Origin of the sequence: Paraburkholderia sp. RL18-085-BIA-A, from assembly GCF_046027075.1 — a bacterium.
Lineage (GTDB): Bacteria > Pseudomonadota > Gammaproteobacteria > Burkholderiales > Burkholderiaceae > Paraburkholderia.
In genome coordinates this window covers 48,274-62,839 of sequence record NZ_JARESU010000028.1, presented here as the reverse complement: position 1 = coordinate 62,839, position 14,566 = coordinate 48,274, and the positions used below count along the sequence as shown (strand labels likewise).

14 protein-coding genes and 4 pseudogenes are annotated in these 14,566 nt (G+C 58.3%); 8 read left to right on the top strand and 10 right to left on the bottom strand.

Features of this window, described 5'->3' with window-relative positions; genetic code table 11:
• Window positions 1–369 precede the first annotated feature (369 nt).
• From P0D89_RS20480 to fliG, 6 genes and pseudogenes are all read left to right on the top strand, one after another.
• A complete protein-coding gene (locus P0D89_RS20480) occupies window positions 370–744 on the top strand; it encodes a hypothetical protein (RefSeq protein WP_408361679.1) in 375 nt (124 codons plus the stop codon).
• Window positions 745–748: 4 nt separating this feature from the next.
• Window positions 749–1,096, top strand: a complete 348-nt coding sequence (locus P0D89_RS20475) for a hypothetical protein (RefSeq protein WP_408361680.1) — start codon at window positions 749–751, stop codon at window positions 1,094–1,096.
• 23 nt (window positions 1,097–1,119) lie between these two features.
• On the top strand, window positions 1,120–1,611 hold the full coding sequence (locus P0D89_RS20470) for a lytic transglycosylase domain-containing protein (protein ID WP_408361681.1): 492 nt from the start codon (window positions 1,120–1,122) through the stop codon (window positions 1,609–1,611).
• Between the two features lie 1,702 nt (window positions 1,612–3,313).
• Window positions 3,314–3,529 (top strand): hypothetical protein, encoded by a 216-nt coding sequence (locus P0D89_RS20465; RefSeq protein WP_408361682.1) that lies wholly within the window; start codon window positions 3,314–3,316, stop codon window positions 3,527–3,529.
• 53 nt (window positions 3,530–3,582) lie between these two features.
• Window positions 3,583–3,954: a hypothetical protein gene (locus tag P0D89_RS20460; RefSeq protein WP_408361683.1), complete on the top strand. Its 372-nt coding sequence runs from the start codon at window positions 3,583–3,585 to the stop codon at window positions 3,952–3,954.
• Window positions 3,955–3,968: 14 nt separating this feature from the next.
• A pseudogene (gene fliG / locus P0D89_RS20455) lies at window positions 3,969–4,319 on the top strand (flagellar motor switch protein FliG); the annotation flags it as partial.
• A 179-nt stretch (window positions 4,320–4,498) separates the two neighbouring features.
• Here fliG and P0D89_RS20450 read toward each other — a convergent pair.
• The 8 genes and pseudogenes from P0D89_RS20450 to P0D89_RS20415 all read right to left on the bottom strand — a co-directional run bounded on the left by P0D89_RS20450 (window position 4,499) and on the right by P0D89_RS20415 (window position 11,679).
• Complete coding sequence (locus P0D89_RS20450; RefSeq protein WP_408361684.1) at window positions 4,499–4,771, bottom strand: hypothetical protein; 273 nt, start codon at window positions 4,769–4,771, stop codon at window positions 4,499–4,501.
• 263 nt (window positions 4,772–5,034) lie between these two features.
• Window positions 5,035–5,694, bottom strand: a pseudogene (locus P0D89_RS20445) (transposase); the annotation flags it as partial.
• A 138-nt stretch (window positions 5,695–5,832) separates the two neighbouring features.
• Entirely contained in the window at window positions 5,833–6,213 is a 381-nt protein-coding gene (locus P0D89_RS20440; protein ID WP_408361685.1) for an L-rhamnose mutarotase, read from the bottom strand.
• Window positions 6,210–7,328, bottom strand: coding sequence for a mandelate racemase/muconate lactonizing enzyme family protein (locus P0D89_RS20435; protein ID WP_408361686.1), 1,119 nt, complete (start codon window positions 7,326–7,328; stop codon window positions 6,210–6,212). Before P0D89_RS20435 ends, P0D89_RS20440 begins: the two co-directional genes overlap by 4 nt.
• Before the next feature lie 35 nt (window positions 7,329–7,363).
• Window positions 7,364–8,155, bottom strand: a complete 792-nt coding sequence (locus P0D89_RS20430; protein ID WP_408361711.1) for a carbohydrate ABC transporter permease — start codon at window positions 8,153–8,155, stop codon at window positions 7,364–7,366.
• Window positions 8,156–8,255: 100 nt separating this feature from the next.
• Window positions 8,256–9,197, bottom strand: a complete 942-nt coding sequence (locus P0D89_RS20425) for a carbohydrate ABC transporter permease (RefSeq protein WP_408361712.1) — start codon at window positions 9,195–9,197, stop codon at window positions 8,256–8,258.
• 32 nt (window positions 9,198–9,229) lie between these two features.
• Entirely contained in the window at window positions 9,230–10,579 is a 1,350-nt protein-coding gene (locus P0D89_RS20420) for an ABC transporter substrate-binding protein (RefSeq protein WP_408377025.1), read from the bottom strand.
• Window positions 10,580–10,617: 38 nt separating this feature from the next.
• On the bottom strand, window positions 10,618–11,679 hold the full coding sequence (locus P0D89_RS20415) for an ABC transporter ATP-binding protein (RefSeq protein WP_408361688.1): 1,062 nt from the start codon (window positions 11,677–11,679) through the stop codon (window positions 10,618–10,620).
• Window positions 11,680–11,914: 235 nt separating this feature from the next.
• Here P0D89_RS20415 and P0D89_RS20410 point away from each other — a divergent pair, with 235 nt between their 5' ends.
• A complete protein-coding gene (locus P0D89_RS20410; RefSeq protein ID WP_408361689.1) occupies window positions 11,915–12,724 on the top strand; it encodes an IclR family transcriptional regulator in 810 nt (269 codons plus the stop codon).
• A gap of 49 nt (window positions 12,725–12,773) precedes the next feature.
• Here the strand turns inward: P0D89_RS20410 and P0D89_RS20405 are convergent.
• Window positions 12,774–13,079, bottom strand: a pseudogene (locus P0D89_RS20405) (IS6 family transposase); the annotation flags it as partial.
• Between the two features lie 63 nt (window positions 13,080–13,142).
• Between P0D89_RS20405 and P0D89_RS20400 the strand changes: the two are divergent.
• Window positions 13,143–13,487: pseudogene (locus tag P0D89_RS20400) on the top strand (Tn3 family transposase); the annotation flags it as partial.
• 145 nt (window positions 13,488–13,632) lie between these two features.
• Here the strand turns inward: P0D89_RS20400 and P0D89_RS20395 are convergent.
• On the bottom strand, window positions 13,633–14,544 hold the full coding sequence (locus P0D89_RS20395) for a hypothetical protein (RefSeq protein WP_408361690.1): 912 nt from the start codon (window positions 14,542–14,544) through the stop codon (window positions 13,633–13,635).
• Window positions 14,545–14,566 lie beyond the last annotated feature (22 nt).

Below are 14,566 nucleotides of genomic sequence, written 5' to 3'. Positions count from 1 at the left end.
ACATACTACTCACCACCTTCGACGAATGACTAGTTCTGCGCGAATCATATGTCCGGGGTCAGCTGCGCACTGAGCGCCTTCCTTAATAGTGCAGATAAAAGGTCATCGGACGAGTCGGCGCCGCAAACGAAGCGAGATGACAGTCAAGCTCGCCACTTGCAGTCTCACGAGCCTTAATGACTGTGGCTTTACCCGACAGGGCAAGAAGTTCTTTGCTCGAAGGCGGCGGTGCGCGCAGCGCACTTTCCGGGAAGCGGCGCCGCGAGAGCGAACTCTTTCTTTTTCGCAAACGTTTGCCGTCCGGGTATCAAGTCTCAGCTTCCCAAGCCGAAAACACGTACATCGCCACGAAACTTTGGAGATCCCGACGTGACGCGCGTTGTGCTCTTACTTGCCGTAATGTTTGTGACAGGCTGCGCACAACTGCAGCAGCCCAATACGGCTCAAGCCGAGAAACCTGCAGTGTCGAACGTGATCATGAAGTTCGACATTCCCGCCGATGCACTCGGCGCGCGCGATCCGCAACTGACTGCGGTGCTCGCCAAGGCGGGCGCGCTCGCCGCCGCGCAGAAGCAGCCCACCGTGATCCGCGCGACGGCGCTGGGCCAGGACTTCAAGTACATCAACCAGGCGATCTGGCGGGGCGTGCCGCAGCAGGGGCTCAAACCCACGCTCGAAAATCTTACGGCCGGCGCTAACCAGACGTACAGCGTCTCGATCGAGCCGCTGCATGCGGGGAGCTGACACGATGCGCCTGATTGCTTTCGCCGCGGCATCGCTATGCTTAAGTTCGGCCGCATGGGCGGGCCAGCCCGCCGCCAGCGCGCCTGCAACTGCGGCCGCCACTGCCACCGCTGCCACCACAGCCTCTGCGGACAAGGTCTACCCGCCGCTGCCGACGCTCGCCATGCTGCCGCCCTCCACCGGCGACGACGACGACCTTCCCGCGCCGCGCTCGACGTCGCACAACAAGAAGAAGACTCACCAGCACGATTGCCGCTGCGCGACGCCGACGCCGCGCCTCGTCGTCTCCGATGCGTCGCGCACCTATCTCAAGGACATCGAGCGGCAGCTCGATTCCGCGCTGGCGCAGTAAAGCAGGATCTGGAGCCTCGACCCATGCACCAGCACAAGACCAACGCATTCCGCCCTTTGCGCTCGTGGGCCATCTGCGCCTGTGCGGCGCTGCTGGCACTCGGCAGTTCGGCCGCGCAAGCCGCCCCGCCCGCCGACGACTGCTTCGACAAGGCCGGCGCTTACCAGGGCGTCAATCCGCTCGTGCTGCGCGCCGTGGCATGGCGCGAATCGAAAGGCGACGCGACTGCCATCAACCGCAACGCCAACGGTTCGATCGACGTGGGGCAATTGCAGATCAATTCGATCCACTTTCCGGAGCTCAAGAGCCAGGGCATTCCGCACCGCGCGCTCACGGACCCGTGCGTGAATATCTTTGTGGCGGCCTGGCTGCTCAAGCAGAAGATGGTGCGGTTCGGCAACACATGGCGCGCAATCGGCGCGTATCACTCGGAATCGCCGCACGAGCGCGACGCCTACGCGCGCAGCATCCAGGCGATTCTCGTGAGCTGGGGGCAGTTGCAGGCGGAGCGGTGAGGTTCAAGCGCAGGTCCGGCAAGGTCGTTGCCAGCGCAATGAGCTCGCTAGCCGCGCAGCTTGTTCAGCAGCTTGAGTCCGCGCCTCGCGACGGCCGAGTAAAGCTCGGCGCCCTCTAGCACAACACGGACCGAGGCCGGGCTCTTGCCACTCGCAAAACGCCAGTAATGTAACGAACGGCGGAAATTATTCATGTCTGGCTAACGCTTCATAGGAGTAACGACAGAATCGGTCATTTACCGTTGCTTACGTACAGATGCGAACGACCGCTCGCCGATTTACTTCCATCGGGCATCCGGCAGGTTCCGAAGTGAACCGGCGATTGGAATGACGACTTTCTGCGTTGCGTGAACCGCAACTATTGGCCGGTCGCTGCCTGTAGGCCATCGGCCGCACGCGACCCGACGCGGTCAACGTGGGCGGCGACAATGACTACGTCCGGTCGTGTTTGTCGGTACACACGAGCGGGCGTCCTGCTTGACGCTGTCCAACGTCCAGTCCACTCAGCCCCGGCATCTACACATCAATGATCAGACAGGCAGGGTAAGGCGACATTGACCGCAATGCTTCCAGGAAAGCGTTCCCGCTTGTGAACGAATCCACCGCGATTCCAATGGAGCGCAATAGCCGCTTGATCGCCCGGCGCACCGATTCATCGTCATCGATGACGACGACAAATGGGTTTGGCTGTTTCCATCGTGAATCGTCCAATGGCGGAAGGCGCGAGCACCGGCATGCTCGTATCACTAGAGTACGAGACGTGACGAGATCGCGGTATTGGACCTTGGCCGCATCTGAGTGGTGGGAACCGAGCCCATAGTGGGCGACAAGAAGCGTTTAGCTTGCGGTCAGCGAAATGAATGGATGTCGCCGGTGGAAAATGCCGACCGTCAGAGTGGTGCCTGCGACGTGACGTCCTTCTTCGCCTTTGCGCTTACCCGAAGATGCGCCCGTCGCAATGCACTCGGTCAGCAAACCGGAAGATGTACCGGCTCGCAACCCACAGTGGCCGTGCTCGCTATCAACGAATTCTCCAATGGGAAGGCCGTCCGACACTTCCGAGTCCGCAGATTCGCACGAGCGCCCGCCCACATGCTGACGAAAAAAGCCGCCAGGTCGTGTCGGCCAAAGGATTCTGGTCATTCCGAGGGCCATGCCAAACCTGAGAGGCGTGCATTATTGCACTGCGTGACTCCGGTGCGGGCGGCGGGTTTATCAGGGTTCATCCCAATCAAAATATTGGGAAGGGACGCCGTAATACGTGCATACCTGAACGATGCCGTGACGGCGGGTTGGACATGAAAAAGCAAACGTTTGCCCAAAAACTGTGGCTGCCATTGCTCCTGGACCTTTCCTGTTTGACCGCGACCAAGGGACTCGACGTATGGCTGGTGCGCCAGGTGCATCGAACGAACAGTGCGTCGGTAATCCTCGCTTAACACCCGGTATCAACGGAGATAGCCGATGTGGACGTCACGTAGTCTCATTTTGCGTTGGCTCTTCGTCCTCCTCTATGTCCTGATGGTGGTATGGCTCAACTACTTGTAGCGCGTGTTGCTTTACAGCCGATGCCCGAGCGCCGCCAACGCTGCGCAGGGGGATGGAAGCGGGCACTATGTATTCCGAACGAAGTGTCGGCTCCGGAACGATTACAGGCTATGTGACATTCCCTGTTTCAGAGAATCGCGAAAGGAGACGTAACGTGAACACAGTGAAGATCGAGATCGGACAACTTGAGAAGGCGCTGAACGCGCTGGTTCGTCGACCGTGGCTGCTCCGTCGTGACTATTGGATATCACAGGTCGAATGCCTGCTAGGACGTCCCGGCCTGTCGGCGCAGGATCGACAACGACTATGCACGCTGCTCGACTTGCTCGGCACCCCCGTCGCGGAATGCAGCGTCTCACTACAGCAATGATAAGCGCCGCAAAGTCTTTGAGTGCCAGTCATGATAAGCAAGGGTAGCTTTCTTTGAAACGCATCGTCGTCAACGGCAAGCGCATTGACGACCCGGAATCCCACCTCCGCAGCCGCATCAATTGCGGCTGGCGTCAGGATTCGGAAATTCGCAGACAAGGTTGTGCGATGTCGGGCGAGGGACCGACGCATGAATCCCGCGCCGTTCATGTCAGCGCACGGCGCCGGACTCAAACCGGAACGGCTCGCGCAACGCGTCTGGCCGCTACCTGCGCGACGCCCAGGCCAGCCCGAGGTCCGCCGCCCTTTAACGTCTTTGAGACGCAGACGACCGACGGACGGGGCATTGCTCCCAACGTCCGAATGAAAACAGAACTATTCGGCGATGCCGGCAAAGAACGATCAGAAGATCGTTGCAGCCGTTAATCATGGAGCGCTCATTGAACGCGGAACGAATCAACCAGGCTGCGCTGCTGCGGATGTCGCTCCGTGAAGACGAGGCGGCCGAAGCCTTCCGGTTCCTCGGCCCACGGGAGGTGCAAAAGATCAGCATCGCGATGGCCGCCCTGAAAAACGTCGCGCATGGTGCCGTCGACGTCGTGCTGCAAGACTTTATCAAGGAAGCGGAAACACATACCACGCTGTCGATTGACTCGAAGGGATACATCCGATCCGTGCTGACCAGGGCGCTCGGCGAAGACAGGGCTGGCGGCGTCATCGACCGGATTCTGTTGGGTGACGACGCCAGCAGCATCGAAGGCCCGAAGTGGATTGATGCGCCGACGTCTGCGTACAGTGTGGCCTTCTACCCGGTTCGTGCCGCCGCGGTGACAACACGGGTATCGGTGGTGTGTTCTGCGCGATCGCTACGGCGAAGGCGTGCCGCACATCGCAGTAACGTACCCGCCTGCGCGGGACCGATTACGCGTCCGGCACATGGTGTACGGAACAAAGGTCTCAGACCGACTCACTATTGAGCCGCTGTGAGCTTGAGTCCCGGCCGCGACACCTGTGAGGATTCTTGTTGACCTTTGCGCTGGTCGGCCACCTGCTCGATACCGTTTTTTATGACTTCCTCGCAAAAGGCCAGACGTGCGCGGTAGTAATCCGCATGCAACTGCGCATCGAGGATGCGCTGCTCCGCCTGGAAAAGCTCCATACGCAGTTCTCGCAACGCTCTTTCGGCTTGTTTCTCCGGAGTGAGTGCATTGTGCACAGCCCAGTTTGCGATCCACCTCAGCATGGTGAAGTCCTCCTGTCGTTGGATGCTCTTCCTCTGCCCCGACTAAGGCTATCAAAATCCGGCGAAGGCGTGTGTTAAATAATATTTTGGCGCCGCCTGTTGCGAAAACAGCACACGGCTCCTTCCACGTGTCGATATTGTGCACACGGCCGAACGCCAACGGATCACGAATCTATTTAGAGCAGTTCCCGCCGATCACGTTGCGAGTCCAACTTGTGATTTTCCTGACCGACTGTAGTCGAGAAATTCGAACGCCCGGAGTCGACGGTGTCACGAATCCTCCCCTGGTCGTCCGTCTTGTGCGTGTGATGGCGCGAACGCCGCGTGGCCCGGGTGCGCTGCAAGTGCTCCAGCAACTCCTTCTTCAGGGCGCCGCGGGCCTGGATGAAGAGGCTGCGATAGATGGTCTCGTGGGACACGTGGTAGTCCTCGTTGGCTGGGTACGTCCGCCTGAGCCATCCGGCAATCTGCTGCGGTGACCACTGCAGTTGCAGCTTGCCTGCCACGATCTGCGCCAGCGTTCGGTGCTCGACCAGTTTACAGACTTTGGGACGCTGCGCCCGATCCCAGGCAAGCTGATCGGCGTGACTTGCACGGTAGCCATCCGGTGCGCTGTTACGCTTGATTTTTTCACGGCAGATGGTGGAGGGAGACCGTGAGAGCCGCATGGCGATCGACTGAATCGAATCGTCAGCCGCGAGCGCCCGCGATATCTCCTCGCGTTCAGCCAGCGTCAACGCCAATCTCGATCGATGCCTTTGTGGTGGCTGGATCCCGCCCGTCTCAGCCAGAATCCCTTGTACCGACGAGTGGTTCCGGTCAAAAAGCTGGGCGATCTTCTGGAGAGATTCTCCCTTCCGCCAACGTTCCCACATCAGCGCCTTCTGGCTCTCGCTGTAATAGATCCGAGGTCTCTGCTTCATTTGCAACACTCCCGCCGCTCACGCAGCTTCTATTGTGTTGCATCGACCGGTTGAATACGCACCCGAACAGAGCCTCTCCCTGGCAGGCAAATCGACCTCTGCGACAAGGTATGCGAAATTGCTTCGGTTCTCGTTACGTCAGTCGACGCTATCGTCGTCGCGTGACTGAACTTGCAGATTGAAGACTTCAGACATGGGTTGCCACAATCCCTCTCCAACCGAATCCGGCAACGCTTGCTGAAACGTCGCCATCAATCGCTCCCACTCCTTGACCCGTGGGGCACTGTCGGCTGTCACCATGAGGCGGCTCAAGTGAAAATTGGGTGCGGTCTCGATGAGCATCATCAAACGGTTGCCGCGCCGCCAGATGGTCATGTCTTCGATGCCTGAGCCGCGAAGGTGCGCGAGCACTTCGGGCCACACGTCAGCGTGGTATCGGTCGTACGCCTTGATGGCCGCCGGGTCGTCCTTCAGGTCGAGCGTCAGGCAATGCCGCACAGTGTCCTCTCTTGCGTTCATGCCGATGTCTTCGCGTCAATGGACAGATGAACGCGCTGCGCCGCATTAACGGCACCCCAGTCCCAATCGATTCCGATGCCAGGCTCCTGAGGCGCGACTGCAAACCCTGCTTCGATATGCACGCGATTGTCTGTCAGTGAGTCGAGTTGCGGAATGTACTCGACCCATGTGGCGTTCGGAACCGCAGCGCAAAGGCTGACATGGAGTTCCATCAGGAAATGCGGACAGATATCCATGTTCAGCGCTTCCGCGATGTGCGCGACTTTCAGCCAAGGCGTGATACCGCCGACACGCGCGACATCTGCCTGCACGATGGCGCAGGCGTCTGCTTTCATGTATTGCGCGAACTGCCCGGGGTGGTAAAGCGATTCGCCAATGGCGACCGGCACCGTCGTCGCAAGACTCAGACGCCGATGCGCATCGACGCTTTCCGCCGGCATCGGCTCTTCCAGCCAGGCAAGGCGGAATGGTTCGAACGCATTCGCGCGGCGCAGCGCCTCGGAATACGTGAAGCCCTGATTCGCGTCGGTCATGAGTTCGAATCCGTCACCGACCGCCGTCCGCACCGCATCGAGCCGTCGCACATCCTCTGACATGTGCGGACGCCCCACTTTCAGCTTGGCTCCCAGAAATCCTTGCGACTGCGCCTGCTGCGTCTGGTCGACCAGTTCCGCATCCGACAGATGCAACCAGCCACCTTCGGTCGTATAAGTCCGGATGCGCTGTTTCGCCCCACCCGCTGCAACCGCCAGGGGCAGTCCCGCGACACGCGTATTACGGTCCCAGAGCGCCGTATCCACGGCCGCCAATGCAAGACTCGTAATCGCGCCGACGGCCGTTGCGTGAGTGTGAAAAAACAGATCGCGCCAGATCGCTTCGTACTCCGCAGGATGACGACCAATCAGACGCGGACCAAGATGGTCCTTCAGCAGCGCGACGACTGACGAACCGCCCGTCCCGATCGTGTACGTGTATCCGGTGCCGGTGCTGCCGTCACTACATCGGATGGTGACGAGCACGGTTTCCTGTACGACGAATGACTGGATCGCGTCGGTCCGTTTGACTTTTGGTTGCAGGTCGACCTGCCGGATCTCGACTGCATCGATTATTGTCATTGAATAGCCTCCTCTCTTGTTCGTTCAGGCACGCCCTAGCCTTTTACACCACCGAGCGTCAGCCCCGAGATCAAATGCTTTTGCACAATAAACGTCAGAACGATGGCGGGGATAATGATGACCACGGCCATCGCGCACATTCCCGCCCAATCGACCGAAAATTGCGCCGTAAAGTCCATCAGACCGACTGGCAAGGTCTTCGTGTCGGGACTGCGGCAAAGCTGGTTTGCCAGCGCGAACTCGTTCCAGCTCGTCAGAAACGCAAAGATTCCAGCCGATGCAATTCCGGAGCGTGCCAGCGGAAGCTCGATACGCCAGAACGCCTGCCATCGGTTGCATCCATCGATCATCGCCGCTTGTGACAGCTCGATCGGCACTTCGCGGAAGAATCCGTCAATCAGCCACACGGTAAATGGCACATTCATCGCCAGGTAAACGATGATCACACCGAGACGCGTATCGAGCAGACCGGTCCACGCCCACAGGATGAAGATCGGTAACGAAAGCGCGATGCCCGGAATGGCACGCGTCAGCATCAACACCACGAAGAGCAGGTTCTTGTGACGGAAGTCGAACCTGGCAAACGCGTAGCCACCAAGTATGCCGACCGCGAGCGCCGCGGCGGTGCTGACACAGGAGATGATCAGGGAATTCACGAAGTACTGCCGGACCGGCAACGAAGCCATTTGCCCGAAGCCAAACATGCTACGGAAGTTGTCGAGCGTGTAGCTGCTCGCCGTGAAGGGTGACTGATTCGACAGAATGGAAACATTCGAGCGAAACGCATTCAGCACGACCCACAGGCCGGGAAGGCAAATGATCGCCATCACGACAAATACGCCAAACCACAGGGCGCACTGGCGAGCGAGTTGCCGCCAGTCGAACGGCACGTCGCCTGCGCGGCTTGAAGTGAGATTGCTCATGACGTCAGGCTGGCCCCATGTGCCGCCGCGCGGCATTCAGTTTGCGGAAGAAATACAGCGTGAACAAAATGGATACCAGCACCGAAACGTATGCAATGGCGTTGGCGTATCCCATGTGCGAGTCGTCGTATGCAATACGCCCGACCATCGTCCATAGCAACTCGGTTCTGCCTCCGGGGCCGCCGTTTGTCATGATGCGAACGATGTCGTAGGCTCGACCCACGTCGAGCGAACGGATCGTCATCGCGATGTAGATAAACGGCATCAGGTAAGGTAGCGTCACATACCTGAAGGTTTGCCACGGTGTGCAACCATCTACCTTCGATGCTTCAATCGGATCTTTGGGCAGCGCCATCAAGCCGGCCAGCAAAATCACCGCAAACACCGGCGTTGAGTTCCACACCTCGGCCGCAATCAACGAGGCAAGCGCCGAGTTCTCATTCACAAGAAACGGAATCGCCGTTTTGACGCCAAACACCGACTGCAGAATGCTGTTGATGACACCGGTGCTGTCGTTCAGCATGAACTTGAACTGGAAGCCAACCAGTACCGGCGAAAACATCATGGGGAACATCATCACGGTACGCAACGCCCGCTGTCCCACCGTGACCCTGTTCAATAGCAGAGCGATTCCCAGCCCCAGCACCATTTCAAGGTTCAGCGCGATGGTCAGAAACAGGACCGTCCGGGCGAAGGCCGCCCAGAAGTCGCCGTTCGAAAATGCCCGCACGTAGTTATGCAAGCCGATGAAATGCGTCAGCGTGTCCGGATCGGTGAGCCGATACGAGGTGAAGCTCGTATAAAGCGAAAACAGCAACGGCAACACGACGACAATCGCTACCGACACGAAGGCAGGCAAAAGAAGTTTTGCCGGAAGCGAGAGCCGCTCACGAACCTCGAGCAGTTCCAGGGTCTTGCCCGTCTTGCGTCGGGACTCCGTTGCCATGCCGTTACCGCTGCGAGAATCGGCGCTCATCGTTACTCATTGTCCGCAGCGTCTTGCATGATGTCGGAGACCTTCTTCGCGGCGTCATTCAACGCCTGCGTCGAGGTCTTGTCGCCTATTATTGCTTTCTGAAGCTCAGGCCACAGCGCGTTCGATATTTCATTCCATTGCGCAATACGGGGCGGCGTAAATGAGTCGTCCTTGGCCGCCGCGCTAAAGACCGTGATCGCGTTGGCCATATACAGGTCATGCTTTGCTTCGAACTCTTTCGCGGCGTCGCGCTGCGCATCGAGGCGAGACGGAATCGTGCCGAGCCGGGCTTCAACCATCTGTGAATCGTGATTCGTCAGAAACTGGATAAAGCTCGCGGCAACTTCCGGGCGGTCGCAAGTCTTGGTGATCGAGAAGCTATGCGAGCCCGACCAGCCCGGCCGCCGATTCCCGGCGCCGAGGGGCGCACGCACGACGCCGACCTGCCCCGCAATCTTCGACGTCTTCGGGTCGTTATAGAAAGAAGCAAATCCGGGCCAGTCCATATCCAGCGCGACCTTGCCGGACGCAAAGTTATTGCCGAGATCATCCCAGACATAGCTCGGCGCGCCTTTAGGCACCACACCCTGCCTGTACAAATCGACAAACCAGTTGAGTGTCTTCACTCCGATCGGCGAATTGAAAACGGGCTTCATGTTGCTGTCGAGCAACTGCCCACCGTTGGCGACCAGAAGCGAATAGAACGTGCCGGTCAGCGCTTCATCCTTGCCGGGAAACTGCGTTCCGTAAAAATTGGGGGCCTTCGTGAAGAACTTCGCCTGCTGCGTGAATTCAGCATAGTCTTTCGGCGGTTCGAGCGGCTTGCCATACGCCTTGCGATAGGCCGCCTGATTGGCCGGGTCGTCGAAGGCGACCTTGTCATAGTACAACGCCTCGATGTCGGTGGAGCGTGGTATCTGTACGAGATGTCCGTTTACTTCGGACTGCTTGAGCAGGTTCGGCGCATATTGCGCAAGCACGTCGGGCGCGAACAAGCCTTTCAGATCACGGAAAATTGGGTATTGCGCGGCAAAATTCGTGTGGTTCGACGACACGCAGTAATCGATGTGATTCGAGGCGATGTCCTGCTTCAGTTCGCGGTCGAGCTCGAAGTGACTCTTGCGAGAGACGATTTCAACTTTCGCCCCAGTCTGTTTTTCCCATTTGGGGATTCGCGTATACAGCGCCTCGTATTGCACGCCACCAATCAACTTGACTCTGAGCGTGTAGCCCTTGTATTCGTTGTCCGCATGCGCCACACCGGACGCGATCACGGCCGCGAGTGCTGCAGCCGACAGCGCAATCCGTACGAGCGCCGCTTTCCCGGCTTGTTTCTGCTTTCCGCCTTGCATCGCATGTCTCCTTGAACGCTTTCTTATAGGGGCGAGCGCTAACGCATCCGGCGCCCGGTATCTGGATCGAACAGATAGATATGGTCGACAGCGGCGCGAAGTTTCGCCGCTGCCTCGGGTTGCGGGGCCGCTCTGCCATTGACGATTACACAACACGGTTGCGCTGCGATGGAGCCAAAGAGTTCGGTGCTGGCGCCTGTCGGCTCTATCACATCGACCACGAACGGCAACCCGTCCTCTGCCAGTTGCAGATGTTCGGGGCGCACGCCAATCGAAACGGGCTGGCCGTCGGCCGCGTGAACAGTCGGAGCAGGCAACGAAAAGTCGCCGATTCGCACTCGCGCGCTTTCGCCGTTCTGCTCGTATCGGCCCGAGAAAACGTTCATCGCAGGCGAGCCAATGAAACTGGCCACAAACAGATTGTCCGGGTCGTCATACAGTTCGAGCGGCGCGCCAATCTGTTCGATCACACCTGCGTTCAGCACGACGATGCGATCGGCCATCGTCATCGCTTCGATCTGATCATGCGTCACGTAGACGGTGGTCGCTTTCAAACGTTGATGAAGTGCGCGGATCTCTGCGCGCATCTGCACGCGCAATTTGGCGTCGAGATTGGACAGGGGTTCGTCGAAGAGAAAGACCTTCGGGTCGCGCACGATTGCACGGCCCATTGCAACCCGCTGACGTTGGCCGCCCGACAAATGGCGCGGATAACGGTCAAGCAAGCCGTTCAGTCCGAGAATCGAAGCAGCCTCGTTTGCTCGGGCGTCGATCTCGGCAGGCGTCAGTTCCCGAAGTTTCAAGGCGAACGTCAAATTCTCCAGTACGCTCATGTGGGGATAGAGCGCGTAGTTCTGAAACACCATGGCAATGTCGCGGTCCTTCGGCGGCAACCGGTTCACCACCTGGCCGTCAATCAGGATCCGGCCGTGTGTGATGCCTTCCAGACCCGCCAACGCACGCAGCAACGTAGATTTGCCGCAGCCACTCGGCCCGACCAGGACGAGAAACTCCCCGTCACGAACCTTGAGGTCAATCTGTTTCAGCACCTGCACAGCACCGAACGACTTCTGGACCTGCTCGAACGCAACCTCGGCCATTCCTCTTTCTCCCCTCCGTCCTGACGGCGCCGCCGCGAACACGTCGCCTTTGACACGTGCTCGAAGTCACACGAGAGCATTTTATTCATAAAATCTATTTTTATACATAAAATGCTCGTCAGTACTTTCCCGACCCACATCGACAGGCCGTTCGGCTGCCTGTCGCCTTTACAATTACAGCACTGGCCCGCAAGAATCGCTGCGGGATCTGACCGCCCGCCACCCAGGAGCAACGTTGGACACGACGCGCTATTCGGCTCCGGCCCTCGAAAAAGGTCTGGATATCATTGAACTGCTAGCGCAACACCCGGAAGGGCTGTCGCTCGGCGAACTGGCCAAAGCGCTTGGGCGTACCACGGCTGAAATCTTCCGCATGGTCGTGACGCTGCAGACGCGCGGCTACCTGATGGAAATCGGCGAGCGCTATGCGCTTTCACTTTTGCTCTTCCAACTGGCTCACAGCCATCAACCGGTGCGCTCGCTCGTATCCACCGCGCTGCCGCTCATGACGCAGCTCGCAAATGAAGTGAAGCAGTCGTTTCACCTGTGCGTCTATCAGGCCGGACGCGTGATCATCGTTGCGGGAGTCGAGAGTCCGGAGCGCTGGGGCTTCTCGTTGAAGGTGGGCACGTTGATTGGCATGACCGACACTGCATCCGGTCAGGTGTTGATGGCGTTTCAGGAAGATCAGGAGCGCGAACAGATGCTGGCGCTTCATGTGCCGGTCGACGGTGAGCGGCCGGTCAATGCAGAGACCCTGGCTCACGACATGGCGCAAATCCGCCAGCACGGTTTTGCGCGCATGCCCAGCCGGCAGGTAAAGGGCGTGCGTAACCTCGCGTATCCGGTTTTTGGGCGCAACGGACACGCGATCGCCTCGCTCACCACCCCATACATCGAGCGAATCGATGATGCGCCGGTGCCGTCCATTGCGGAGGTCGGTGCTCGCATGAAGGCCGCAGCCGATACGCTGACGACGTTGATGGGCCTCAACGTTTACTGGGATGCCGCACATCCCGGCACGGGAGACGCAGCAAAACGATAGGGTCAACTTGCCGAGACTGAGGCGGAAAGACGGCAGGAAAGAGTATCCCTCAGATTTCGCACCACGCAACGAATCGCGCCGCGAGTTGTTTGCGATAGAGTGAAGCGCGCAGCAGATGCCGCTTGAGCGCGAAATGTTGCCGGTTCGGCCCAAAGCACGAGAGAGAATTCTGTGTGCGTTTCGGGTCGCGAAAGCCCCGCACGCCCCGAAGGAAGTCCCCTTGGGGGATGCGACGCTCGCGTTCGCGCGTCGGTTGGTGGCTGTTCTCTGCGTGCTTGTTCAGTCGGGCTGCAGCTTTGACGAACACGTGCTTCACGTTCGCAAGTTCCGGGATCTCGGCTTTTGCCGCCGGATAGCGATTTCGATTTCTTCATCGCGCCATCTTCGCGACCGATCCCGCAACTTGACAATGCCGCTGCGGGTGCTCAATCGTGGCGAGGCGGTCAACGCGCTCAAGCGTGCGATCTACACCGGGCGCGTGGCCCCCGCCCAGGCCAAGCGCGTCGACCAGATGCAGGCAGTAGTCGACGCGCTGAGCTTGCTGGCCAACAACGTGATGGCCTGGAACACGGCGCAGATGCAGGCGCTCTTGGATCGCTGGGTCAATCGGTGGCACGCCATCCCGGCAGAACTGATCGGCCGCATCGCGCCCACCCGGCTGGAACGCATCAATCTGAGGGGCATCTTCCGCCTCCCGATTAAGCGCTACGCCGAACAAATCCTACAGTCACAACGTGCAGCGAAAACAAGCGCCGTCGGCTGATATCGCCCACGCATTGACGCCCCCAAACACGTATTCCAATGTGAACAGAAAACATCAACCTATTCGTACCTGCTCACACCGGACAACGCACCTTCCCGCTTTTCCTGTGCTCACAATTACACGCCTTAAGCAGAGCCACCGCCGGCTACCCCACGTAAGCAGCGAATAACGGTTCAAACTGTGCGGTCAAATCGCTCGTCTGCGGAGTACCGGTTCGCTTCACCACATGGAGTGCGCATTCCCCTCTCGTTACTTTCACCACGGATACGTATTTTCCAGCTTGCGTTGTGATGTTATTTCTGGCGCAATGAAAAAACATACCCTTGTACATCGCATCTTCTGATTTGGTGCTCAATACCAGTGAATTATATTTTTCCTGACTTTTTAAATTGATCGAACACTTATAGTAATTCCCGTCTGTATCTCGAACGACCCAGTCTCCGACAACCGTCTGGTGGGCAGGCGTATTGGGATTAATTTTATTTAGAAAAAATTGAGCGATTGCCTTGGCCTTCACATAGTCCACCTCGAAATTGATCCGTTGCCCCCTCGTTGCGGCACTCTTCTTGCCGATTCCAGAATACATATTGAGCAACGAAGCCAGGTTCTCCCATCGTTCCTTAGGGAAGCTCGCCGGCTTTTCCGATTCTGCCAATTGCGACGGGTCGTCCGCCCTTGATAGGCCGCGAGGTCCTTTAAATATATTATATTGCAACCACGCGATTTCGCCGATCACTGTCGGAAGAGATAGGTTTACATTAACAAGCCCCCCGGTCGCGTTAACTACATTCTCATCTTTCGGAAAAACATAGTTCGACCCATCTACAACGATCTGTTGCATGGTGTTACCCAGATTTCCCAGCTGCGTCGGCACCAATGCTTTTACCTTTTCCAAGTAATCGTAGGGGTCGTCATTATTTTTTTGTCGCGCAAGAGCGAGACAAATTATGCCAATAAGGTACATCAAGTGATAGGGCAATACGTGATGATTGGAACAGAAATTATTTCCACCAGGTGCCGGGCCGTCGTATCGATCATATGAGTAAGTTATCTTCATTGCGCCAGCTCCCTCATTTCAA